This is a genomic window from Enterococcus pernyi, from assembly GCF_045371165.1.
GTDB classification, from domain to species: Bacteria; Bacillota; Bacilli; order Lactobacillales; family Enterococcaceae; genus Enterococcus_B; species Enterococcus_B pernyi.
Map to the genome: position 1 here is coordinate 94,182 of NZ_JBIQDM010000009.1, position 25,454 is coordinate 119,635.

The 25,454-nt window shown below is 31.6% G+C and carries 19 protein-coding genes, 3 pseudogenes and 1 riboswitch; of the genes and pseudogenes, 6 read left to right on the forward strand and 16 right to left on the reverse strand.

Annotated features, from left to right (window positions below; genetic code table 11):
- Nucleotides 1–67 precede the first annotated feature (67 nt).
- Nucleotides 68–239: riboswitch (cobalamin riboswitch) on the reverse strand.
- Nucleotides 240–857: 618 nt separating this feature from the next.
- The gene (locus tag ACH0AK_RS11135; protein WP_023520180.1) at nt 858–1,493 is read left to right on the forward strand and encodes a VanZ family protein; all 636 of its coding nucleotides are present in this window, start codon (nt 858–860) and stop codon (nt 1,491–1,493) included.
- 282 nt (nt 1,494–1,775) lie between these two features.
- Here ACH0AK_RS11135 and ACH0AK_RS11140 read toward each other — a convergent pair.
- The 8 genes and pseudogenes from ACH0AK_RS11140 to ACH0AK_RS11175 all read right to left on the reverse strand — a co-directional run.
- Nucleotides 1,776–4,784, reverse strand: a pseudogene (locus ACH0AK_RS11140) (ATP-binding protein); the annotation flags it as partial.
- Between the two features lie 3 nt (nt 4,785–4,787).
- The gene (locus ACH0AK_RS11145) at nt 4,788–5,384 is read right to left on the reverse strand and encodes a DUF4194 domain-containing protein (protein ID WP_194179492.1); all 597 of its coding nucleotides are present in this window, start codon (nt 5,382–5,384) and stop codon (nt 4,788–4,790) included.
- Nucleotides 5,377–6,783: a Wadjet anti-phage system protein JetA family protein gene (locus tag ACH0AK_RS11150; RefSeq protein ID WP_226075756.1), complete on the reverse strand. Its 1,407-nt coding sequence runs from the start codon at nt 6,781–6,783 to the stop codon at nt 5,377–5,379. The genes ACH0AK_RS11145 and ACH0AK_RS11150 overlap by 8 nt, the downstream gene beginning before the upstream one ends.
- Before the next feature lie 628 nt (nt 6,784–7,411).
- Complete coding sequence (locus tag ACH0AK_RS11155; RefSeq protein ID WP_226075760.1) at nt 7,412–8,170, reverse strand: hypothetical protein; 759 nt, start codon at nt 8,168–8,170, stop codon at nt 7,412–7,414.
- 1,187 nt (nt 8,171–9,357) lie between these two features.
- Nucleotides 9,358–10,341, reverse strand: coding sequence for an Abi family protein (locus tag ACH0AK_RS11160; RefSeq protein ID WP_194179493.1), 984 nt, complete (start codon nt 10,339–10,341; stop codon nt 9,358–9,360).
- 135 nt (nt 10,342–10,476) lie between these two features.
- On the reverse strand, nt 10,477–11,637 hold the full coding sequence (locus tag ACH0AK_RS11165) for an AAA family ATPase (protein ID WP_194179494.1): 1,161 nt from the start codon (nt 11,635–11,637) through the stop codon (nt 10,477–10,479).
- Complete coding sequence (locus ACH0AK_RS11170) at nt 11,638–12,435, reverse strand: DUF6414 family protein (RefSeq protein WP_194179495.1); 798 nt, start codon at nt 12,433–12,435, stop codon at nt 11,638–11,640.
- 164 nt (nt 12,436–12,599) lie between these two features.
- Nucleotides 12,600–12,845, reverse strand: a complete 246-nt coding sequence (locus ACH0AK_RS11175) for a helix-turn-helix domain-containing protein (protein WP_194179496.1) — start codon at nt 12,843–12,845, stop codon at nt 12,600–12,602.
- A 104-nt stretch (nt 12,846–12,949) separates the two neighbouring features.
- Between ACH0AK_RS11175 and ACH0AK_RS11180 the strand changes: the two are divergent.
- Together ACH0AK_RS11180 and ACH0AK_RS11185 are read left to right on the forward strand one after the other, a co-directional pair.
- Nucleotides 12,950–13,725: pseudogene (locus ACH0AK_RS11180) on the forward strand (hypothetical protein).
- A 172-nt stretch (nt 13,726–13,897) separates the two neighbouring features.
- Nucleotides 13,898–14,179 (forward strand): annotated as a pseudogene (locus ACH0AK_RS11185) (tyrosine-type recombinase/integrase); the annotation flags it as partial.
- 287 nt (nt 14,180–14,466) lie between these two features.
- Here the strand turns inward: ACH0AK_RS11185 and ACH0AK_RS11190 are convergent.
- The 6 genes from ACH0AK_RS11190 to ACH0AK_RS11215 form a co-directional block, all read right to left on the reverse strand.
- Complete coding sequence (locus ACH0AK_RS11190) at nt 14,467–16,695, reverse strand: ATP-binding protein (protein WP_499796901.1); 2,229 nt, start codon at nt 16,693–16,695, stop codon at nt 14,467–14,469.
- 2 nt (nt 16,696–16,697) lie between these two features.
- Nucleotides 16,698–17,960, reverse strand: coding sequence for a methyltransferase (locus tag ACH0AK_RS11195; RefSeq protein WP_499796902.1), 1,263 nt, complete (start codon nt 17,958–17,960; stop codon nt 16,698–16,700).
- Nucleotides 17,961–18,349: 389 nt separating this feature from the next.
- The gene (locus ACH0AK_RS11200) at nt 18,350–19,297 is read right to left on the reverse strand and encodes a DUF4767 domain-containing protein (protein ID WP_499796903.1); all 948 of its coding nucleotides are present in this window, start codon (nt 19,295–19,297) and stop codon (nt 18,350–18,352) included.
- A gap of 4 nt (nt 19,298–19,301) precedes the next feature.
- On the reverse strand, nt 19,302–19,802 hold the full coding sequence (locus ACH0AK_RS11205; RefSeq protein ID WP_129235116.1) for a hypothetical protein: 501 nt from the start codon (nt 19,800–19,802) through the stop codon (nt 19,302–19,304).
- A 12-nt stretch (nt 19,803–19,814) separates the two neighbouring features.
- On the reverse strand, nt 19,815–20,177 hold the full coding sequence (locus tag ACH0AK_RS11210; protein WP_129235118.1) for a zinc-ribbon domain-containing protein: 363 nt from the start codon (nt 20,175–20,177) through the stop codon (nt 19,815–19,817).
- Entirely contained in the window at nt 20,167–20,400 is a 234-nt protein-coding gene (locus ACH0AK_RS11215) for a helix-turn-helix transcriptional regulator (RefSeq protein WP_129235120.1), read from the reverse strand. Before ACH0AK_RS11215 ends, ACH0AK_RS11210 begins: the two co-directional genes overlap by 11 nt.
- 134 nt (nt 20,401–20,534) lie before the next feature.
- Here ACH0AK_RS11215 and ACH0AK_RS11220 point away from each other — a divergent pair, with 134 nt between their 5' ends.
- Nucleotides 20,535–20,873 (forward strand): helix-turn-helix domain-containing protein, encoded by a 339-nt coding sequence (locus ACH0AK_RS11220; protein WP_129235122.1) that lies wholly within the window; start codon nt 20,535–20,537, stop codon nt 20,871–20,873.
- Between the two features lie 75 nt (nt 20,874–20,948).
- On the opposite strand, the gene ACH0AK_RS11225 is transcribed toward ACH0AK_RS11220, so the two are convergent.
- Both ACH0AK_RS11225 and ACH0AK_RS11230 read right to left on the reverse strand, forming a co-directional pair.
- A complete protein-coding gene (locus ACH0AK_RS11225; protein WP_129235123.1) occupies nt 20,949–21,755 on the reverse strand; it encodes a hypothetical protein in 807 nt (268 codons plus the stop codon).
- A 303-nt stretch (nt 21,756–22,058) separates the two neighbouring features.
- Nucleotides 22,059–22,346 carry a helix-turn-helix domain-containing protein gene (locus tag ACH0AK_RS11230; protein WP_499796904.1) on the reverse strand — a complete coding sequence of 96 codons (288 nt, stop codon included), beginning with the start codon at nt 22,344–22,346 and terminating at the stop codon, nt 22,059–22,061.
- Between the two features lie 323 nt (nt 22,347–22,669).
- On the opposite strand from ACH0AK_RS11230, the gene ACH0AK_RS11235 reads away from it, so the two are divergent.
- Nucleotides 22,670–23,380, forward strand: coding sequence for a helix-turn-helix transcriptional regulator (locus ACH0AK_RS11235; protein ID WP_499796905.1), 711 nt, complete (start codon nt 22,670–22,672; stop codon nt 23,378–23,380).
- A 129-nt stretch (nt 23,381–23,509) separates the two neighbouring features.
- Nucleotides 23,510–24,652: a tyrosine-type recombinase/integrase gene (locus tag ACH0AK_RS11240; protein WP_499796906.1), complete on the forward strand. Its 1,143-nt coding sequence runs from the start codon at nt 23,510–23,512 to the stop codon at nt 24,650–24,652.
- Nucleotides 24,653–25,454 lie beyond the last annotated feature (802 nt).

Here is a 25,454-nt window from a genome sequence, read left to right on the forward strand (position 1 = left end):
TTCCTTTTACAGGAGAAGACAGTTTGATTGATCACACAAAAAAACGCTTGATCTTTCTCCTACAAAAGAACATGATTGCCGTTAAACCGGTCTCCTGACTTGGCTTCCATTTACTCCCAACCCTTCCAGAATTATCTGTGGTCCTATTGGTTTCATCCACCTTACAGTAGGTAGGTCTGTAGAGGACTTTCACCTCTTTCCCTGACATCTAATCGACTATTTTATTTTAAATTCACTTTTATTCACTCATTTATCTCTTGGAAATTTTAGCTCTATCAACAAAAGTATCTCCGCCAATACTTTAACATATGGATTTCATAAAAGATAGACGAAAATCAAGCGAAAAGAGCTACAAAATACATGAATTTCAACAAAAATATATTATTTTCTGTTTTTTAAAATGGTATTCATTTATACTATAAAAACTGACGACACTGTATCATTCGTTGATTTATCTAACGTTTTTTATTTTAATAAAACAAAGCTATTGATAGTCATTCCTATCATGTAAGTGTAAGGTAAAAGGACAAGAATTTGCTAAAAACCATGCAAAAATTTCCTATGTTATTCATTAGAAAAAAGAATAGATTTATCAGATTAAGGCGATTCATTTTAATAATAAAGTCAAAGATTACATTGAGATAGATGCCGAGATCCAAGTTTTGGGCTATCTTTTCTACCTGCCATAATTATTATCCAGTACTAACCAATCGACTTCACTTTGTATCATTTACCAGTTTGGCATTATACTCAAATAATTTCTAAAATAAGTCTACAGGCTGATGGATCGATTCTCCTTCTATGAGATTATTAACTTTACTAATTACCCATTAACTTAAGGAAAGAAGGCGGAAAATATGACGCAACAAATCGGGTTCTGGGAATCCATAGTAGATATCTTGACTTTAAAACCAGTATTCTTGATAGGTCTACTGATTTTGGCAAGTTTTTTATTCTGGCTCACTAGAAAAAATAAAGATTCCTCTAAATTGATAAACATTCTATCAGCACTTTTACTATTTTATTATATGAGTTTCACATTCTTCAATGTGTTCGGTGTTCCTACGCTTCGTGAGTTGAATAGGATCAGTGGATTTGGTGAGAGTATTTTCAATCCGAATATCAATCTTATCCCTTTTATAGATGGAATAAATGCAGGTTATATTCTTAATATTCTTTGCTTTATACCCATCGGGTTCTTGTGTCCGTTAATTAGCAACAAATATAGAAAATTCAGTTATTCTCTTTTACTTGGATTTGGTACCTCATTGTTGATTGAAATAAGCCAACTATTTACGATAGCTAGAGCAACAGACATTGACGATTTAATTTCAAATGTACTAGGAATGATTCTAGGTTATTTTCTGATTGAGGTCATCTTAAGAATGATCAATCATTCGTCAAACAAAATCCTTGATAAAACGTATGGTTTTTCATGGATGATTCCTGTATTGGTCGTTTTTATTGCTTTCGCTAATACATTTTTTAGTTAATACGCAAGAAACAGGAAAACATATCGCCGTCACTTAAATGTTTTGACGTCAGTTGTCCTCTCGTTGTATTAGAAATACCACCTCTATGAAAAAGGCTAGACCCCCTAAAGAATGAACGAACATTTCTTTAGAGGCTTCTAGCTTTTTATCATTCTATTCCGTTTGTTTCAATCACACTTTTATACCAGTCAAACGATTTCTTTTTGTATCTGTTGCCACTGCCCTTTCCTTCATCATCCAAGTTAAGAATGCTGCTAACAATGATATATATAATGGAATTTGCGTTTCTCCACCAGATTTTTGCTCATAAGTTTTAGATAATCGTTGTGTACTATCTCCTTTTGTAACTATCATATCGAAGGTCAAATAAGTTTTGTAATCAGAAAAAGCTTGAATTCTACTCTCTTTACTTTGCCCATTATCCAAGTCGTTTCCAGATAAAATAGAAAATAACACTTCTATCTGTTGAGCATATTTACTTTCAAAAGCAGCACTCAATAAATTCCACTCTCCATTGTCCATTAACATTTCATCCATAATCATTTCATAATATTCTTTATTATTACTAGCCGCTGTAATTTTAAATCTATAGGTGTCCTCTCCAAATTTTCGATTCTTTAAAGCGTCATTAATTTCATTTACTTGCCGCTGTATATTCTCAATATTACTTTTTAACTTACCTAAAAATTCATACCTGAATTCATAGACAGCTTTTTCTTTGGCATCTTTAATATCCAATTCAAACTTTGGCAATTCACTATTCGTAAATTTTTCGTATTCTTCCAAATACAGATTAGACTGTTTAAGATTAATTGACAAATTTTCAGTAAACATTTGATTATAATCATTCATTTTTTCTCTTATTTTTTCTTCTAATTCATTAATACTCACTTGTGTTTGTTTCTGATTATTTTCGTAATTTGTAATAAATTTTTGATAGACAAGAATATCTAATTTATTAACTGCCACTCTATACGCTTCTTCAAAACTTGGTAGTTGTTGGCATGATTCAAATTTGGTTTGAAAAATTTTTTCTTGTGCCATGATTTTTTCTAAACATTGAGGAAGGAGGGTCTGATTTATTTGATTCATTGTTTCTTGGCTAGTATTTGAATTTGTTGTTATTTTAGTAATCTGAACAGTTAAGTCGCTTACTTCTTTATCCAAACGCTTGATTTTTTCATCTAACTCTACAAGCTCAGAGTCATCTAAATTATTCAACTTATTTTCTAACGTCTTTAAATCTGCTAATTTTTGATTCAGTTTCTCACTATCAGCATATTCAGTAACTATTTCACATGAATAGGAATCTTTTTTTTGATAATTTTCTACTTCTTTCAGAATAGTGAGTTTCTTTTCTAGCGTTCGTAATTCTTCTTGACATCCATTGAGTTTTTCTTGAACATCAAGTAGTTGCTTTTTAACAGCAGTACTTCCAATTGACATCGTCAAATTTTTAAATTGCAGCTTACGAGTAACAAAACCTTTATATAAAAAACCATCTATAGTAATTGAAGTAGAGAATTTTGCTAAACTAAAAATATCTTCACAAGCAATAACATGTCCCAAAAGAAAATTAATGTATGCTTGAACTAACTGATCACCTGTTTTTAATTTCCGCGCTAGTGAATTTTTTTTTGCATTAAAATGCTTTTTCTGTAATTTCTCTAAGTTAATTATTCCGATACCATAAATCTCTTTTTGCTTTTGAACGGACTGATAGTATTGTAATGCTTTATTATAAAATTTAGGATCAATCACGAGATAATATCTTTGCCCCCCAAGATAAGCTTCAACTGCTTTTTGCCAACTCTCTTCACCTTGTTTAAAGTCAATCACATCAGATAAATACTCAACCTGAGCGTTTTTATCATAGTTACTCAAATATTTTTGTAGTGCTTCCTTAAACACGCGTATTTGCTCTGGAACCATTTTAATCCCTTTTTTTAATCTTTCCTCCTCATTTAAAAGAACAGAAACTTTAGATTTAAGCCTTTTCTCTTGCTCATTAACGAAATGCTTGTAACTAACAAGCTCTTTTACTATCTGATCCAGTAAATCATTCATTTCAACAAATTTACTAATTAATTTCTGTTCTTGATTATATTTTTCAAATACTTTAACTAGATTTGTGATAGACGGAAGCTCAATTGGTAAAGCTTTGACTACTCTAATAAAGTATTTCATTAAAGCAATTGCTTCTTGCCCTTGCTCTGTTTGATTTTGAATCGTCTGAACCTGTTCATTCACGCTCTTTATCTGATTGTTTAAAAAAACTTTATCTTTTAAAACAACTAGAGAATCCCGCTTATCTCGCATCTCCTCTTTTTTTGCACCCAGCACATCTATTCTTTTTGAAGAATCAGCTATATCCCGAGTATTTTTTTCAATCTGTCGTTGATAGTTTTCAACATCGATATGATAATTTTCTTTTTGCTCTTGGAGTGCATCTAGCTTAGCCTTTTCAATGAAATATTCTTGGCGTAACTCAAGTAACTTGCGTTTTTCCAGCCCTTGTAATTCGCTCTTAATATCTTCCAGTTTAGCAACCTTACTTTTGATCTTATCACTTTCCTGTTCAAGATCATTATAACGACGAATACTTTTTTGCATCTCTTCTACATTAATAGGGCTTTCCGTTTCACTTACAAAATCGGTCAAAAACATTTCTATGTCTTTCACAGGGGTAAAACTAACAGATTGCTTCAATAATCTTCGATAGTCATCACGAATTTGCCCAAACAACCCAGCAATTTTTTTCCTATAATCTTTATCAGTTACAATTAGTGTGACCTTTTCATTTTCAGTTTTAAAATTATTCTCATAAATTAATTCATTTATTGAATAAGGTATTCTCTCTTCTTCATTAATAAAATAATCAGCTGGTAATTTAGATTTAGTTGTCAACCATTGTACATTAGGAGAACTGTGATCTGAACTACAATCTGCCACAAAACCACAGCAAAAATACTCGCAAGTCTCTTCATTTTCAAATTCTGCTACCAAATAACTAGTAAAGTTTTCCTCACGCAAATAGAAAAATCCATCCCCACCATCATCTCCGAGTTTTCCATACAAGTAACTTTCCAATGTCCGTCTAGAATTTTCATTGGCTGCCTTATTGAAAATATGCTTCTGCTTTTCTCCCAACAGAATAACATTCAACGCATCAATAATAGTCGATTTTCCTACTCCAGTTTGTCCAGTAATTAGAGTAATATCTTCAAATTCGACAAGCTGAAAATCATATGCTTGCCAATGAATTAAGAGTAATCTTTTTAATTTGATCATGAACTATTGCCCTCCCACAATCAGTTTAAGTTTTTCATCTAATCTTTCATTCGGCAACAACAGTTTAATTGACGGATAAATGATGAACATGGTATCAGCATCTTCCCATTTCCCTGACTTTTTCCCTAAAATTCCAACTGTTGATAAATAACGCAAACATCTACTCAGCGCTTGTAAATTAGGTTTCTTATCCTTAATACCATATTCCAATAACTTATCAATGAATTCGGCTACTCGAACAACAATTGTTGAAGAACCATTAAACTCTTTTATTTTTTCATCAAAAAATAACCTCAAGGCTAAAATATAAAGAGTTGTTTCCTTATCTAATTTTTTTCTAGCAGATGAAAATTGACCCTGAATGGAAATAACACTAATATCGCGGTTAATACGCACTTCGTACCCTCCAAACTTAAAATACTCCTCAAAAAGCTCAAATTTTTCTTCTATGAATAAATAATCTTCATCCCAGTTTTGTCCATCATTTTTGATACGATTAATATACGTACAGTTCAACAATCTAGTAACAGCCTTTTGAAATTTTAACACAGCCTCCGACGTCAAATTGTCGTACGCTTCAACAAAGTTTAACTCATACATTTCGATTCTCCTTTTTAAAAATCAGCTTTGGTAATTTATAGTAGCCATTACGAACATACTCCTTTTTGATAGCAACTATATAACCGCTTCCATTTTCTTCGTATCCACGAATCGCTCCCATAATAGTCAAGATAAACACCTCATAAGAACTAATTTTATAGTCTAAAGTTGAAATGGTTTCTTTCTCCTTTAGCAATTCTAAAATAAACTGATCGACCTTTTTCGAAGAGTACCTAGGATTAGCTAGCTTTTTGAATAATTGGTACTGCTCTTGCTCAAAACCATCTTCTTTTTTCTTAAACACTTCGATCTTCTTTCGAGTTTTATTACTAATATCTTCCTTCTTCTTTCTAGGTTCAAACAAGTACTCTTGATCAATGAGTTGAAATTCCACAATATTTGCTAAATCATAGGTTTGAGTATCTTTATCTGCTTTAATTTGATGAATCAACCGATCAATTTTATCTTTTAACTGAAAATCAGAACGCAAACGATATTGAATTTTTCCAATTGATTTTTCAGTATATTCATTTTTCTTATTGTCAATCTTATCAATCAAAAAACTGACATCCCGATAAAAATCAGCAATTCCATTTAAATACGTGAGAACCTGTTTCTCAGCTTCCAATTCAAATCCGGAAATCGATTGAATTTGATTTTTTAAATTCTGTGTAATTAATAGTTCGATTACCTCGTCACTATTATATTTAGTGATTAAAGTCAGGATTGTATTTTTAAAACGAGGCAGGGAATCTCTTGTTTTTAGAGGAAATAAGACTTGATCAATAATTTCTTGTTTGTAAATATCAAAATGTTGAGATAGCATTTCACTTGTAGATAAATCATCAACAATTTGGGTATACATTTCTGATAAATCGAAATAAGCATTTTGAATAGCCCGTTGTAATCCTTTTGTAGAAGTCCAAGCTGATTCGAGAGCTTCAAGTAGATTACTAGGATCCTCTAAACCAGTTTTTAAAGCAGAATAAGTAGAAAACACGTAGCTTGAATAAGAGGCCGATTGATTTGAATTAATTTCTCTCAATATTTGAATGAAACTATTTACATAACTTGGGAAAGAAACTTGCTGAGTAAAACCTTCCTCTAAATTAACTCTCAACCAACCTTTTTTTTCCAGTTGTCTTAAAATGCTTTGGACCAGCATTCTTAATGTCTTTATTTCTTCTTCATACTCATCTGCATACTCTAACCCATTCAACGTAACCCCCAACGAAGATAGATGGTTCTGAAGACTATCAACAACCTTATCTCGAGAAAAATAGATATTCCCTTGTAGTAAAGCATCAATATGGAAGAGAGACTCCAAAAATATTTCCTTGTGTTTAGAAGTTAAAATTTTAAAAAAATCATTTGGAATTTTGTTAAATACATTTGTCATCTGCTCACACATCATTTCATTTTATTGATTTTTTTGAGTAAATTATTCTTGGTACCTTTGGTAAGCTTTTAGATTATATGCTCTTATTCCTGTTATTAGTTCCTCTACACGTTGCGATTTCCCATGTCGTCAAAAAGATGGTACGCATAATCTTTCGCATTTTGAAGACAGGCGAACCATACGAAAAAACAAGAGGGTCGTCAACTGAACTTTTAAAATTTTTTAGACAGGCTAGGCTTATTTGTTATGCGCGAAAAACGTCTAAAAAAACCAGAAAAACTGTTAGTTTTTAGTTGACTTAATATAGTTTGTCTCCTTGTTTAACAATTTAAGTTTTTAAGTGAGTTTGAGTCGAAATTTTGGACAGATTCTAGTAGAGACAGCTTCGCCTTTTTTTGCTAACTATTCAAATTCCTACGTTGTTAGGATGGAACAGGTAAATAAAGCATAATACACCCCCCTTAGTGAGCGTTTTCACTTATGATACCATACTTTTTTAGTCACATTGTCCATTTTCTAACGTTTCGAATAAAAATCGCGGAATAGTTTCAATAATTTAAAAAAATACGTTTTCTTGTAGTAAAAATAAACAAAAAATCCTCATTCATAAAAAATGTGGAGCACAAGACTATTCATCAATGGTAATATTCTCAATATCCGTATCTGGTTGATCAAATTTAAGTGAGACTAAATCTTTTGTTCTGAAGGCTATAGACCATCCCAGATTCTCAATAGGAAAATAATTATACGTACTTTCATAAACTTGGGGCGCTCGTACTACAGTCGGAGCCGTAATTTCATAAGTTACCTCGTTTTGAACTGTACGCATTTGATATTCTTTGTTGGAGATTGCCTCATTGATTGTCTCATCATTTACATAATTGTCCCCAATCGCATACAAATCTCCTTCCACATTATATAATCCTGTATAACTAGAATCAGGGTAACTCACTTCATGAATAATAAATGAAAACTCTTCCTTCTCCGTCTGATTTCCTGATGAATCAGTGATAATATTGAAATAAAAATCTGATGGTTCGATATCAATTGGGTTCAAATTATTATCTGATTTCATCTTGGATAGGAATTCTTTTCCTGATTTTACTATGGAACTGTCGCTTTTCTCTAACAGCTCCTCCGCTATTGCAATATCTTCTCGTACACCTTGAACTCTAGCTGATTGATAATCAAATTCATCTTGCTTATCTTTTTCTAATATCTCTACATCTGTCATATTAGAGACTTCGCCGATAGTTAACTTAGTATTCTTATATCTGCTAATTTTATTATCCTTATCAAATACTAAAACAGACTCAATTGCTGTATCTTTTCCAAAATTATTTTTTGTAACATACCATAGTTTTGTCTCTTTACCTTTATCATTCATATATTCAGCAAACGTATACTTTCAAAATTGGGCGCTATTAATTATTTTATTTAGGCTTAACAATGCAAAAATAACTGCATAGTAGTTAAATCTCTCTAAAAATTTATATCCAAATGGTGTTACTTTATACACACCCAAAATAAAAAAAGCCAGAAACACCTTCAAATAGGCATTTCTAGCTTAATCAATACAATTACCCCACAGCCCCTTCCAATGACTCTTTTGGGAAGCAATGGAACGGAACAGGCTTTAAATAAAGATTTCATTTAACAAATTTCCATAGACTGACAGTGTATATTATCAGGTAATATCATCGAGAACGTAGCCAATATCGTAGCCAAAACAGCAGGTAGAGAAGTTATTTGAGGATTCAAGTTATTCTGCTTCGACCATGAAGTTGAGTTAATTAAAGATAATTGAAGATAGTTGGTATTTCAACAATTTTTGAATAGAGCTAATCAATTTATCGATGATAATTCATCTTGATTGGTTTTCTAATCGTATTCAAGTTGCGCGGCGTGCTTTTGGTAAGAAATTATAAGATCCGGTTAAATAAAAATAGCACCGAATCAATATTTTCTTATTCATGGAGTTTTGCAGAACTATATAAAGTTATACGCTGCTATTACCTCAAATCATTACCACAACTTGGCAAGTTGGCTGATTGAAGAATAGCAATCACTTTTTCATTAAACCCTTAACCCTCTATCGTCCGGCGGCTAAAACGTTGATATAACGGGATTTATATTCTATATTCCGGTAAATCGTCCGGTAAAGATGAAAAAATTTTATTAAAACTAGTTAACGTCAGTGGCTATCAGGTAATATCTAGTAGCTGTCCCTCGCCCCTCAGAACCAATTATGCCTGCTTTCTTCAGACTAGATAATAGTTCAGATGTGTAGCTTTTTTGCAAGTCTAGTGCATCTTGAATTTCTTGGCGGCTAGCAAGTTTCCCATCACTAAGATATAGGATAAACGAAATCACCAATCCCAATCCATAGTATCCAGCTTATACTCAATACAACACTACTAAATTAAAAATGTAACTATATCAAAAGAGCGTAGGATATCCAATATCCTACGCCCTTAAGTGTAGTCCTATTGTCTTTTCAGACATCAAACCTACACCGCTATTTGTATTAAAATATTAACATGTATCATTCTGTTTGTAAAGCAAAAGATGTGGCTATATATACTCTTTAATCGCTTTAATTTTATTAAATACATCAGTCCCAACTATTGTATTAAAAACAGACGTAGGAACGCTCTTTTGGAGTTCTCTTACTAGTCCCTCATAATCCCTAACTATGGCTTTAATCTCAACTTTTGTCATACCTATAGATTTCATATAAAACACAGACAGTGCTAGATATTCTGTAATCGTATTAAACGTACAATTAGTTGTACCCATTTGACTTTCAATATGTGAACGAATCCATGTAGGAATTTTAGAATTTTTAAAACGGCAATCGAATATAATATGATTGTGAGCTAATGCATTCCTCAACTCTTTTATTATCCAGACATGTCTTGAGAGCAGCTCGCCATTTGTATCATTAGGATCTAAAATTCCTAAGCTTTGTAGAATTTTCTTACGATCCCTTATATTTAGACATTGAAAAAAGGAGCCTAATGTTCCCAACGAAATAACTTCAAATACTGCCCATAAAGGGATTGGCTTATCTTTGTGAACAAAATTCTGAATTACAGGATTATCATTTCCATATTCAAATAAAATCGTAGTATGCATTTTCTTCCTTAATTCTAATCTTTTTTTCACTAAAAAATTGTAGTTTCGATCACTCGGATTCACAGTTTTATAAAAGTTTAGTTTTTTATCAAAAATAACTTCATAAGAACACTCATCTCCCGAAACTAAAGCATCGATAATATAATTTTTTATTGCCGTTTCAAGTTTCATAATAGGCGAATAAAATAAACTCTTCAAAGCCATATCAAAATTGTAAATGGCTGTAATTTCTTTAAATTTAGTAATAGGTAACTTATTATTCACATTTCGTGCAAAACGATATCCTTTATATCCATGATAGTAACCCATCATTAATAGATCTTTTTTATCTCTACTTCCACCTATATCAATATTATGGCCCACTTTTGTATCTCTAATGTGTCTCATCAGGCTATCAGTACTTTTTCCTTTTTCAGGCATTTAACAACTTCCTTTATTAGTTAATATTTTCAATATACAAAATTTCAAGCATCAAAAAAACTTTCATAATAGTTATAAGCAAAATTATATAGTATTTTGTAAGATCAATTGATAATTTCGTCTAATTTCTTCTCATTAATGCATTGAATTAGAAGCTAAATCATTAAGCAATTCATTAGTTAATACATCAAATACATCCTGTTCAATTGATGATTTTAATTCTCTCATATTAATAAATTTTTCCACGTTATCAAAATACCAGTTAAGTATCCCCATCTGATTAATTCTTGCTTGTTCAGTTTCATTTAAAGACTCAACGATGCTATCGTATTTTTTCTGAATTATTTTACGTTTCGATATAATATCAAGATCAAAAAATTGAATCGATTTTTCTATTCTAGAAGCCATGGCCACTCCCAACTTGCTCTTCATTTCACTTATACTTTCAAAATTCGATGTTAGTATAAAAATTGTATTAGATAAATCTACAGAATAATTCAAGTCTCTAAATACCCCTTCATCAAAAACTTCATAAAAAGCATTATAAAAATTTGGATGAACTTTATCAAACTCATCAATTAAAACTACATTACTTTCGCGAGAAAGCAAATCTCTCGCAAAAGAATCTTTACTATGCTTATCACCAAAAATATAGTTGTTAGCTTCTTCGGTCTGCATCATAGAAAATTGGATTCTTAATAGCTCACCTCCGAAAAAGTGGCTAATAGATTTAGCGAGCTCAGTCTTCCCAACACCAGATGGTCCGAAAAAATGTATAACTATAGGTTTATTTGTATTTTTTTTTGATAATTGATATAAACTAGATAAAACTGAAAATTTAGCATGATTTTGTCCAATTACTTCTTTTTCCATAACTTGATTAATAGCATCAATCTGATCAATAGAAAAGTCTTTATACTTTGAATATTCATATTCAAAGATATCTTCTGAATATGATGCAATTAACGACTCTATAACTCTTTTGGGAGGATTTTGCAAAATTATATTTTCAATCTCATGAGCTAAAGATATAATGTGTGAAAAATTAGAAATCACATGCTCCAATACAGAGGAAAAATCATTTTGCATTATTATCGAATACTCCACATACTCTTTTTCATCAGTATAAAATTTAATACTTTTATCTATATACCCTTTATTTGAAGCTCTTATTGTTTCATTATATTGACTTATTAATTCAGGAAATAAGATAGCATCATCTAAAGAAATCCCCTTACTGTCTAGAAAAGCACGATAATCTTTACTTGATCCATAAAAAATCGTTATTTTTTCCATTTATATAACCCCCGCTAGAAATACATCAAACATTTCCAGTTCTATACCTGATTCTGTGATATTTCCCGACTTTTTATCTTTCTCCCCATCCTTGATATTGTCTAGTTTAAAAAACTTAGGCTGTTCTTCTTTATCAGGTTCTAACTTTATTTCCTCATTAAAATTCAACTGATTTAATGATGCTTTCCCCACTTGAACACCATAGATTAACAAATCCATTCTAGTTAGGTCAATACTTCTATAATTATTCCTAAGAGCTTCTATATTGAATCTAAATATAACTTTTCGCTCTTCTTTTACTCCTAAAAATTCAAAATAACCTTTAGCCATTTTTATTGTCTCATTAAATTTTTCTATATTTAACTCTATTTCATCGGAGGTGTCTATCAGAGTCCGTCCATTCATCATATTTGTATAAGCTGAAATTTTGAGAAGCTCAGTTAATGAGCCTTTAGGTTCAGACAAAGTAAAACCAGAAAAATTTTCTATCTGACTATTCTCAGCATTGCAAACTGTTAAAAAATCCGACAATAAAGTATTTTGGATAATCGTTTTTGCCATCTTATCAGTATTATAAGAAGTTGACACATTAATTTTTCCAGAAACGTTGGCAGAAAGACCCGCGATAGCGGTCAATAAGGATGCGAACGGATTTAATTTAATATCTGCGCCACCAGAAGCTCCAATTCCTTTTTGTGTTTGACTTAACAGTTCCGTAGTTTTAACAAGACTACCCTCTTGCACAATTTGCATATAATCTGTTACTGATCCTTCATCGAAGTAAACAATTTTTTTCATATTTATTCCTCCGTAATCAAACATTAATGTATTATTTTATATCTAAAAGTTGCCACATAAGAGTATACCCTAACGTTACATATATCACTCATTATTATACCAGTATTTCTTCGTGACACATAAGGGTGTAACATAATAAATTTAAACGAAATGACTACAAGTAGTCATTGAAGCAAATCCTCATAAGACACCTGTAGAACATCCCTAATAGCTCTCAATTTATCTAACTTAATATGTTGGCGGCCGCCTTCGACCTTAACCAATGTTTCCCTAGTTATAGCGATTTTCTTGAGCTGTAGGTCTCTAATCAGCTCGGTTTGACCAATTCCTTTTTCTAATCGGATTCGTCTAATATTGCTACCGATTACATTTTCTTTATCATTATTTTTTTCCTCTTTCAAGAATAGCACACCTTTTGGACTAAAATTAGTCCTTTTTCTTATTAATATTAAAGATTTGGTATGCTACAACGAGACTAGTATTAGTCCACATACAGTTTTAAGGAGGAATTTTTTTGAAGAAATTTGCAATCATTCTAACCTGCGCTTTACTCATCGGAACTATAAGCGGGTGTACCACTTCTGACACAAGTTCTACAAGTACAGAAACTAGTACAACAACCTCAGAAAAGAATTACCCAATACATTTTTTTTCCGGTTCCAGATGGATTTGAAGCTTATTATCATGATAAAAAACTAGATGTCTCTTTATCAGAAACTGAATCTACTGAAAAGATTTTGCCAATTGAAATTGAAAGAAATCAAGACGATATAAAACTAAAAGCTGATCTTCCCTTACTAAACAGCACACAAATTGATAGAGATGAAAATATCAAAGTTAATATTGAAAAAGGAGCGTTAGCGCAACTTTATACTAAAAAAGTTGAACAATTTTTTGAGGCTGGTGCCAATAAAGACTTTTCAAAAATAAGCGACTATTCGGATAACTTTTTTAATGAAACCCAAGATGAAATCACGAACTCAACTTTTATGGCTGAAGATATGTACAATATGACGTAAAAAAAAAATAAAAGCTTACGACCATCCATTAAATCTGACACTAAATAATGGATTACTCTCTTTTGTATTAGCAGGTTACGTTGACTATGAGTATTCACCAGATTATTTGGAGACACCTCTTCAACACGAGAACAATGATATTAATTTTAGTTTCGTCTAAGAGTCAAAAAATAAAATATGGTTAGTTGATCAATTAAGCACTATAAACACTAGCTTCCATGAATTACCTAATCCTGAAAGTGAAGTTGATATGGTCATTAAAATCTTCTAAAAAAGAAGCGTTGAAAGAATGAGCTCTTCTTCAACGCTTCTTTTATTGATTCAATTTGCAATATTATTTGAACGAGTAATCTGATTTCTAAGCAGTTGTAAAACTCTTTGTGGCGGATAATAGAATGATTATAACGATTCTATATTGATATAACATATATCAACAAAAATAGTTTTTATTCACTACAAACTAAGACAAGATCCACTATACTCAAGTAGTAACCGATTGGTTAAATTGGATTTACAAAAAGACACCGATGGAGCCTCAAATTACTCCACATGGATTTAGGCATACCCACTGTAGCTTATTGTTTGAAAGTGGTGCTTCGATAAAAGAAGTACAAGAACGATTAGGTCACAAAGATATTAAAACTACCATGAATATCTATGCTCATGTCACACCACAATCTATTAAGAAAACAGGTGACCGATTTGCAAAATTTATGGGCGAATAATTCCAAACGTAGCCAAAAACGTAGCCAACTATTAAAATGCAAATAAAAAAATGCTCGAAACGCTTTAATATCAACGTTTCGAGCAATGAAATAGTTGTTACCCCACAGACCCTTCCATATTGGAATCGGCTTACTAACCAGTGTCATTCATTGTCAAAACAAGTAATTAAGGTCACTCATAATAGGTCAATTAGTCATTAACCATCATTAATTATCAAATTAAGATGGTCAAAATCTGGTCAATTTAGATATGTTATTGGGAGCAATCATAATCAGAAATAATTTATTTATTTCTGATTTTCTTTAAGAAAAACTATCACTCGGTCAGACAACAACATTAACGGTAATATAACGTTATTTGCAATATCTAAAGCCTCTCTTTGGTTCATCCAAACTGGTGTATGAGCAAAAGTGTTTAGTTTTGTTGCGAGTATTTGTTGCTGTCCTTCTTTATGAAATTTGTCTTTTATAACATCCAATTGATTATTAAATGGATTGTACCCTCCAAAAAAGCGTTGTAACTCTTCTTTTTGAGGTTTAGTTAATGTCGTATCTTTTTGCTTCGTTATATCTTTCAAATCATCTATTACACTTGCAATTTTCTCCCCTAAACCAGCCTTTAAAGTAAGTTCTCTGGCTCCTATATATTTTTTTGCCAAATCCTCAGTTAGAGCTCTAAAAGCCATTACATATACCAAATAATGCGTTTCATAGTCTAGACTTGTTACTTGCTTTAAAAGTTCATTGTAATCAATTGTTACTTTTAAATTCGCAGGTACCGTGACTATGTTAGACTGTTTAAAGAACTCTGTTTTTTCAACCTTCATCCCAATATAATTGTCTACTACTCTTCTTTCTTGTTTCCTTACTTCTTTCTCTCTCTCTGCTAATCGCTTTTCTCTATCACTTAGTTCCAATTCTTTTTTTCCTAGTTTTTCTTTTTCACTTATTGTCTCACTATTAGATTGTCCCTCTGTAGTTTTTTTCTTTTCAGCTTCTTGTGCTTTTCTTATTTCATCTTTTTTTTGTTTTTCAGCTTCTTGTGCTTTTCTTATTTCCTCTGTTTTTTGTTCTTCCGCTTCTTTGACCTTACGCATTTCTTCCGCTTTTCGGTCTGCTTCACGTTTCACTCTTAGTTCTTCTTCTTTTAATCCATCAAGTACCGTTTCATAAATATCTCTTCTCAGATAATTCAAAAAACTTTGAAGAAGTGCTACAAATTCAAATGTAACTTCTCCATCCTCAATTAAACCCTCACGGTTAGTTTTATCTCGTAACAAAGGATTTTCACTATGAGAAATAGAAATAAATCCAACTGTTTGTCCGTTTGTCAGAAATTCATTGGCTCTAATCAGACCTCTCAAAGCATCTATTTCAAGCCAATCATTTTTAGCTTCTCCATATGGATAAACTCGCGCATTATCTCTGTACAAATATATCCTGTGCTTTTCAACTAATTCTTTTTCTTCAGCTGTTAACACATAATTTTTTAAATAGTTACCTCTAGATGAAAAATTGAAAGCATAAAACTCGAAATTAAATCCTCCACATCTCAAATCCTCAATTTTGAAATTTTCTCTTTCTAAAAAATAGCGTTTATATGCTGGATATTTTATAAAGGAAGTTGATTGGAAATTTATAATATGTGGACTTCCGTTTAAATAAAATTCAAAGTTTCCTGTTTTATCATCAAACTTACCATTAGTTATTGACACTAAACATTTTTTCTCCAACAAATTTAAAAATTTTACTACGTCCTCAAGAAATAATTTTTTATGGCTTGTCTCTTTACCGTTTAAAAATAGATTTATACTGAATTTTTCCACATAGGATTCAATATTTTTATTAGAGCTCCAACCATGTATGATTTTGGATATAGGTTCTAGTCTAGCTAAATCATCATAAATTTCATTTACTTTTTTTGCATTCCATATTCCATTCAAATTAGACAATTTCAAAATAGTTCCTTTATCCTCTAAATGCGACAAAACTAACTCATCATCGCAATTCTTTTCTTCATAAACAACTTCTAATTCTGATAATAAATGCGTCCCTTCTGGGCTTTCAAAGTATTCCGAATCATATGTTGACAAATCTAATTTAGCATGATTCCATTTCTTTTCTGATGAAGTTTTTGTGAAAAGTTCAACGGTTTTTCCCAACTTAAGCATGGAGTATCTACCAATCCCTTTTTCCCCTTGATAAACTCTTCCTAATTTGGTTTTCTCCCCCATTTTCTTTTTTCTTCTCTTGTTAGCAGTTCCCGGACTCAACCAATTATTTACTATTTCATTCTTGGTCATCCCATCACCGTTATCAACAATATAGATTTCTGAGCCATCGTTCAATTCAAAATTATCTTCAAAATTTTTAAAAAAGATTTTAATATCTGTAGCATCAGCATCATATGAATTTTTTACTAACTCTATCAAAGCTGTTTTTTCATCTTTAATTAAATCTTCTCCAAGCATTTTCAAAATCCTTGTTTCGGGCGCAATCTTCATTACTTCAACCAATATTATTTCCTCCCTACAACGATAAACTCTTCTGAGTATATTTTTTTGCCTGTCTTTTCTTTACTAAATTTTCCTTGACTATTCCTATAAGGAGTTAGGATTTTATTTGATATTTTTCTTTTGGCCACCTCAACATTACTAAATCCGTTCTCGATCATCGCAAGCGCTAAATGTTCAGCATTTTTAATTCTGACATTTTTATATTCTGTATTTCCAATAACAAATAATGCCATGCCTCCATCATTTAGAAGTCTATAAGAGTTTAATACTATTTTTTCCATATCCAAATAGTATTTTCTCACAGCTTTTGAACGTGATTTAGATTCTTTGTTATCATTTAATTGTTTAAGAACTTCTTCTCCAATTTTATTCAATTTTAATTTTGTATCAATCTCTTTTTCAAAAACACTACCTATAGTATCTTTTCTAAATTCTCGATAATCGTCAGTAAAGCCCAACCAAAGTAAAGAAAGCTGATGAAGATCTGCATATTCATAGGATGTTACATATGGAGGACTTGTGACTAATAGATCGATTTTTTCTCTATCTTGTATTTTTAAAGAATCTACTACCTTTATATCAACAACAGTATTTCCAGTTATTCTGGATTCTAAATTTGAGATATACATTTTTTTATACTGCCTTTTGAAATAATATAAAGCTGACTTAGTTATTTTTTTAGAATCTACAGTCGGTTTGATTGACTTAGTTAACCATCTAGATGTTGATTTTAATATATTAGAAAAAGCACATAGGAAAAACTCCTTGTAATCCTCATCTTTCCCACAAACACTTTCAATAAAATAGAGTAATCTTTCTAATTCTTCTATTCTTTCTTCTTCAAACCAATATAATATTCGACTATTCACCTTTTTATACTCAATAGGAATGCACATTTTAAAACCAGTATACAATCCTATTATTTTTTCAAAATAGTCTGTTAATTTTTGAGGTTCAAGTCGCTTACTTTTAACTCTAGCAATTAACGATGCAACGGGATTGACATCACATCCCCAAAAATCATATCCTTGCTTTGCAACTTCATATGCAACAGTACCACAACCGCAAAAAATATCTCCCACTGTTGCTACATTAACTTTTTTTTCTCTGGCATATTCTAATGCCTTGATAGTAATAAATGAAGGAAATTTTGCTGGATACGTATGTATTCTATGCATTTTGTCCTCATCTTTTTCACCGAAATTCCAATATTCATCTGTCTTAATATAATCAAAATTTTTTATACTCTCACTTATGCTTTCCATAAAAGTCCTCATATCTAAAATTTATTTGCTAATTACTATTATACTATCCAAACTTTTTTATAACAAACACTTTTAGTAGGCGTTTACAACTTTTGCTTGCAGATATACCTGAGATATTTGTAGGTCTGTTTCATCTGCAATAACTCCCACAACTATGTAGTACTTTTTAAGGATTTTCAGCCAAAAATTATTTTTCGTTTCATTTACATATGAAATATAGAAACCCTTGTATATCAATGTTTATAAAGCTTTATTTCATTTCGTTTCATGTATCAAAACTTATTAACCTTTTGCAAAAGTCAAAAAAAGAGTACCCCAAGTGAGCACTTTAGCTCATTTAAAGGGTACCCTTAGTACGGTCACAAAACAACGGGGTGGGGTTCTCTATCCTATTCAATTCCTTGTATGATTCTGCCAAAGATATGATTAGCTTGGGTTGGTTGTCCATCAATTAGAGTAAGAGTGTACTCAGTTTCCAGCGGCTCTTTTAAGCTTACTGTAATCCCTTCTCCCACCTCTTGCTGAACAGATAGGCTAATTGCTTTCAGATGTTCAATTGCTTCTGATATAGCTTGCTTTTCATTTGGAATAGACTCATCAACATAATAAGTAATCCTTGTACCATTGCCATCATTTTCGGTCGTTAGATAACCTTTATAAGGCAATTGACCATAGTTACTGATAAAGTAGCTGAGTTGCTCATCTTTGGTAAAATTTGATTTCACATCATCAAAAGCTACACTACTATTCACAATATTACTAAAACCATCTCTAAGCTCTTTATTATCTGTTTCTTTAAAGTATAAGTAATTATTCGGATTCCCTTGATTCTGACTAGTTATTAACACTTTAGGTACTCCTGAATTAATGGTAAAGAAATAAACATGCTTCGATAAACGATCTTGTGCCTCTGCATCCGAATAAACAGCTACTAAAGAGTAACCTGATTCTTCCTCGCCACTTTCTGACCAGTTTAAAACTATTGGCGTGTTACCAATAACTGCTTGCCACTTATTGGTATTCAGAACCGAGTCAGGGAGTTGTAAACCATATAAATCAACATTATTATTCAGACTGTATTGTTTATACGTCTGATTCATGGTTTGTCCCCAAGTATTCATAAAGTCATTAAGTTTTTTATCCTTATCAGCATTCCATAACATTTCATCAACTATCTTATCTTCTGTTGAAGAATTACTGACAGAGCTCTCTTTTACAGAACTAAGACTGTTAGATGTTTCACTAAAGGTAGATGAGCTAGGTAGTTCTTTTTTATTTTGACAGGACGCCATCAAAATAGTGGGTAGTAGAGCTAATAACACCAATACTTTTTTCATTCTGTTACTCCCTATCAAATTTATCTTGATTTTTTTCTATATAATCATTGTAAAGCACAGTTGACATTGATACAATCGTTTGCCCTGCTTGAATTTTTTCGATATCTTGTTCCAATATCCCTGTTCTTATTTTATCTATGCCTTCATAAAGAGTTTCATGAGAATCCTTAATCTCTTGAGGTAAAGCACTTGGAGGTTTGATGTTTTTCAATTTTTTCATTTGCTTACCTAAATAGTCTGCTGTATCCTGCATATCTTCATCAGAATAGACATCTGTCTGCTTGATTTTCACGTCACTATCAACGACTATGTTCACAACTTCTTGTACGTATTCTTTTTCTGATAGCCCCTCCGAACTAAATAACATTGAAAAACAACCTAATAATAGCAAGCTCCCCACTATCAGTATTTTTCTTCTATCTTTGGGATGATGATGCGTTTTGAGAAGCTTTCTTATTGCAATTGCGAAAAAAATAAAACCTATCCCACCTAATATTTTTATCATCTCTTGACCTCCTCAGTATCCAGATGATAAGCCCAGAAGTGTTCCGAGAATACCACCTGCTACACCTGCAATCATTAAAATAGTCCCATGCTTTTCATCATGCTCTCTATACAAATATCCCATAATAACTCCAATAGCACCAAATAATACAGGAATAAATAGGAGTGAGATGACAACTGAAATCCACCCAGTAATCTTATACAGATTTCCACTCCGCTTTCCCTTACTAATCTGGTCTTTAACTTCACTAAGAGATTTTTCTATCTTAGGGCTTATTTGTTCTGAGTATAACTCCTTATTTTCCTGAGATGTGCCACAAGATGGGCAAAACTTTGCTGATTCCTCCATTTGACTTCCACAATTTCTACAATACATTTGTTTTTTCCTCCCTATTTATACTAAAAATATCATAAAAGAGCTCATCCATATCAACTTCTAACACTTGCGATAATAGCTTCATTTGGTAAGGTTTAGGTACTGTCCTACCAGTTTCCCATGAGCTAATTGACTGCTGAGTGACAGACATCTTCTCAGCTATTTCAATTTGAGAATACCCTTTTGCTTCTCTATACAAACTAAGTCTTCTTTTCTCTTTCATAATCTTCTTCCTCCTCACAAACATTATATACATCAATTTGTAGTAATTCAACAATTATATGTGATTAAACACTATTTTTAACAGGAATAAACAACAGTTTGTTGTATAGTATAAGTGTCGGAGGGATAGATTAAATGAAACAATATGCTAAAACCATACGAGAAAACAGAAAAAAATTAGGTTGGACTCAAAAACAACTTGCTCAGAAAATCCATGCCTCTCAGCAAGCTATTGCTCGTTGGGAAAATGAAGTTACTGAGCCTCGAACTGAAAATTTACAAGCACTTTCAAAGGCTCTGGGAGTCCCTTTAAGCCATTTTATTGATAGGCAAACAGAAATAGCAGATGACGATTTCAACGCTTTGTATCGCTCCTTATCACCCGAGGATAAAGTTAAAACCTTAGACTATATGAGGTTATTAAAAAGGCAAGAAATGGAACGAAACGAGTTTAAAGATCACCCAGCTAGTTAAAAAGGGTGATCTTTAGACTTTAAAACTAGATTGACTCATCTCCAATGTTATTTTCCAAAAAAATCAATTAATAAGTTATATATTTTTCTCCTTCATTTGTTGAAGAATGTCTTTTACTTTGATTTCCAACCTATATACTCTTTTTTTGAAGGTTTCCTTAGAAATTTTATGTTTCTCGCATATACTGTCTTCGTCAAGTAATACCAAATCCAATATAAGCTGTTTTTCCCTTGTTTTCAGAATTTCTGATTCTATCAACTCTTCTAGTAATTCAACGGTTTCTATCTCTTTCATATAATCAGTTACATTATTATAGCTATTTTCTACGCTCAATATATCTCTTGAACTTAATTTCAATTTAAGTTCATATTCATTGGCAAATATATCTTCATGAGAAAAAATGTCTACACCCATTCCATTGTGAGTTGGACTCATCACTCTATAATAGTCAAGCTTCTCCTTTTTTTCTTTGGCTAACTGTTCACTAGACTTTCTTCTATATCCATTCCCAAGCATTAGTTCTCTTTTTAAATTTCTCTCTGAATTTTTCAACATATTATATTTCAACTTCATTGACTCTTCAGATTCTCCCTGTAATAATAGATGAAATTCCCAAATATCTTTATTGTCTTTTTCCAGTAGCTTCGCTCTTCTACAATATTCCGTCCATAAAGAGGCTACATACATATCGTATGTATCTTTATATTTAGGCATGTTAAGAGGTACAGACGTAGAATAATGCGCTTCATAAACATAAGTTTGAATATATGGCTTAATTAACTTAAAAAAGTGAACCCATACAATTTGTAAATCTCTTACATGTTTTTCCATTGGTGATACTTTTCTATCTAGTAATTTCTCATTATTTTCAATTTTATTCATAATCTTCTCCTTAATTGTCCAAGTTTGTATTTTTATTGGGCATTATATAGTTATAAAACACTCTTCGGAATGTTCCTTCATCTTAATCTCTTCTGAAATTTTCTCAGTATACTTAACTACTAATCTTTTAATCTAAATCAAAATTCTTTGTATATTTGATTATTTTTGAGTTTCTTTAAATTGGTACTGAAATAGAAGTTAGAATTGAAAGCTGAGTGGTTTTCTCAGCTTTTTACAGGTTTTTTAAGGGGCGTGCCCCTTGAATAGCTACCCTTGTGTTCTTTTTTAAAAAGTACCTTAAAGCTAATTTCTATGACTTAACATAAAAGCATCTAGGTCAGATTTAGAAATTCTTTGAACACCATCAATTTTAGTAATAGCTAGATCATACTCAGAAATATATCTTTTCAATGTGTTTAAAGAAACATCTAAATATTTAGATGCATCCTTCAACTTCATATATTCAGAATACTTATTACTAGTGTTCAGTAAAAAATAAATATCCTCTTTTAACTTTTCAATCTCTCCTTCCAACACTTGTTGAACTGTCTTAGTAATGACACTATCAATTGTTATGTCTTCTGTTAACATAAATTCCATCCTTTCATTAGTTTTCTGTATCTCTCTTTTTAAAATCACAAAAAAAGCACAGACTCCCCCTCTCATCAAAATAAAGTAAAAAAACTTTAATTAGACAAGAAGCATTGAAAGTCTGTGCTGTAAGCTTCTTTATATATTACATGATTACTATAACATAAAACAGGGCGTTTGTAAACACCCTGTTTTAATTGATTTCTATTTAAATTAAATCATTTTGAAATACTAGTATCCATTATGCTATTTTTCAAAAGTGAAAAACAGGGTATTGACAAACACCCTGTTATATTGTATACTATTTACAAGGAGATGATAATATGACTAACTCACTTCCTCTAACTTCCAGTGACAGAGACAAACACCGAGGTCAGAGAATTAAAAAAATTCGTAAAGAATTAAAATTGACTCAAGTAGACTTTGGTATACTTGTCTCTAAAAATAAGAGTATGGACAGAAAAACTGTTTACGATTGGGAAATAGGTAAATTTTGTCCTAATGATGAAAGTTTAAAAAAAATAGCCAAAATAGGGAATATTAGTATTGAGGAACTCTTGTTTGGATCATTTGACAGCTACCTTTCAGGATTGATTCTAAATGGTGATACATTAATTCAAAATGAATTTAGTTCTACAGATTTATCACTCTATGATTACCTAAAATTTTCAAATAGACCTGTAACAGCTAGTCTATTTAAAAATTTAGATATAGAAAAGAAAAAAGATATCTTTTATAAGACACTGGAAATTTGCCGTAAAAAAAAACTAACACACTATGATACTAAAAAGATTAGCGATATTTTTACTGATGTTGTCACAAACTACACAGAAGGAGATATTTCTTATCTTACCTTTTCAATTTTAGAAAATTTAAACTTAATTGAAACTGAATGGCTACCAGATCAAGTTAGGGATAATTCTTCTGAATCAAATAAGTTTTCTGACGATGGGCTAATTGCAATATCTAATGCCATTACTCATTTTAGACATGAACTAAATATCATTAACAACCAGTACAGCAATCTAAAATAACGGAGGTGTATAAGATGGAGCGATACTAAGCATAACATCTTAAAATAAACAGAAACTAAAATTTAGATTTACTCCTACTATTGCTCCCAATAGACTATATCTATTGACCGATATCTAGGAGGAAAGAAAATGGCAAAAATATCAAAGTACAAAAAGAATAACGGTCAAGTAGCATGGATGTTCAAAGGACATGTAGCCACTGATCCACGAACTGGAGAAAAAGTAAATACCACACGTAGAGGCTTTAAAACTAGGCAAGATGCAAAAAAATCACTTGATGAACTAGCATACGAGATAAAGTACGGGGTCAAGAAGAAAGCTTCTGATATGACTTTCGAGGACTTGTATGAAGAATGGATAACCCATCAACGATCAAGTGTTAAGCCTTCGACAGTAGCTATATCTGTTAGGTTTGCTAAAAATCAAATACTACCTGAGTTTGGTAAGTTGAAGTTAACGGATATTTCTGTCCCATACTGCCAGAAAGTCTTAAGCAAATGGCATGCAAAATATAAGATGTGGGATTCTATTCGAAAACAGACTGGTCAAATTTTAGCCTATGGCGTTTCTATGGAATATATTGATAGTAACCCTATGAGAAAAACAATGCGTCCTAAGCATAAAGAGTATGAGGAAAAACGAAAGTTCTATACTAAGGATGAATTGAATACCTTGCTAAATGCATTCAAGGACTTTGGAAACACTAAGCAATATGCTTTCTTCAGATTACTAGCATATACTGGGATGAGAAAAAGCGAAGTTCTTGCATTACAGTGGAAAGATATTGATATGTTTAATAAGGAACTGCATGTTAACAAAACAGTTGCGATTGATGAACATAAGAATATCATAATCCAAACGCCTAAAACCAAAGCCTCAAGAAGAACGATTTCTCTTGATAAAGGGACTTTAGCAATCTTAAATGACTGGAAGATGCAACAAAGAACTGAATATCTTAAACTAGGCTATAATACGAGCTCAGAAGAGCAATATGTTTTTACAACACTTAAAAACACGCTATACATTCCAAACACTGTGAATGATTGGTTAAGATATATTTTGAAAAAGTATAACTTACCTCGTATTACGCCTCATGGGTTCAGACATACCCATGCTAGTTTGCTATTAGAAGCTGGAGAATCTGTTAAGGTAGTTCAACAACGATTAGGGCATGAAAATAGTAAAGTGACATTAGACATCTATGCACACATTACAAACAACGCACCTAAGAAAACTGGTCAAGAGTTTGCTGATATGAGGGCTCATCAGTAAGAAAGCTGGTCAAAAGCTGGTCATTTCTACTAAGAAGGTAAAATAAAAAAGCTAGAATCCTTATATATCAAGGGTTCTAGCTCCTATAACAGGTTTATCCAACACTGCCTTCCATCTCATAACTAAATATATATAGGTAGTGTCAATTGATTTCAATTTAATAAAAGTCCCTATTTAACAGTATTTTTTATGCCAAAACAGAAAATACGTTCCCCTGAATTTACTTGCTTTTATATTTTTTTGTGGCAAATTTGTGGCAAAAATAATGTTATTGATTTCATTTTAAGTCACTATGACTACATGCCTTTGCTGTAGTCAAGAAACATTGGTGGCTGTTTTAGTCCAACAAAAACACCCGCTCGAAAAGAGCGGGCTACCTTAGGATAAAGAATGTTCTGAATGTGGATACTTACATTTTACTATCTATTTAAATTTAGATTCAAATAATATGTTCGTTTATGTAATCCGCTCCAAAGAGCGGGTTGTGAAAAAGCAATGTTGTTAGGTGATACAATAAGATTACTATCATTTTAATTATTATTCAACGGTTTTGGTTTTCAGTGGTTGTATCTATTTTTTAAAAGACAATCACTCTGAAAAGTAGCTATCTCATTGAAAACTAAGACCTTCGAAATAAGTAAATTGTCTTAAGCTATAACAATTCTAGTGACTCTCAAATGAAGCTTTCCAATCATACATACCTCTTTATCTTTTAATTCCTTACGAAAATGTAATGAATAAATCGGACAAAAAAATGGTTAGAAAAAAATTTTTTATAGATAATTAAATGTATCAAAATTAG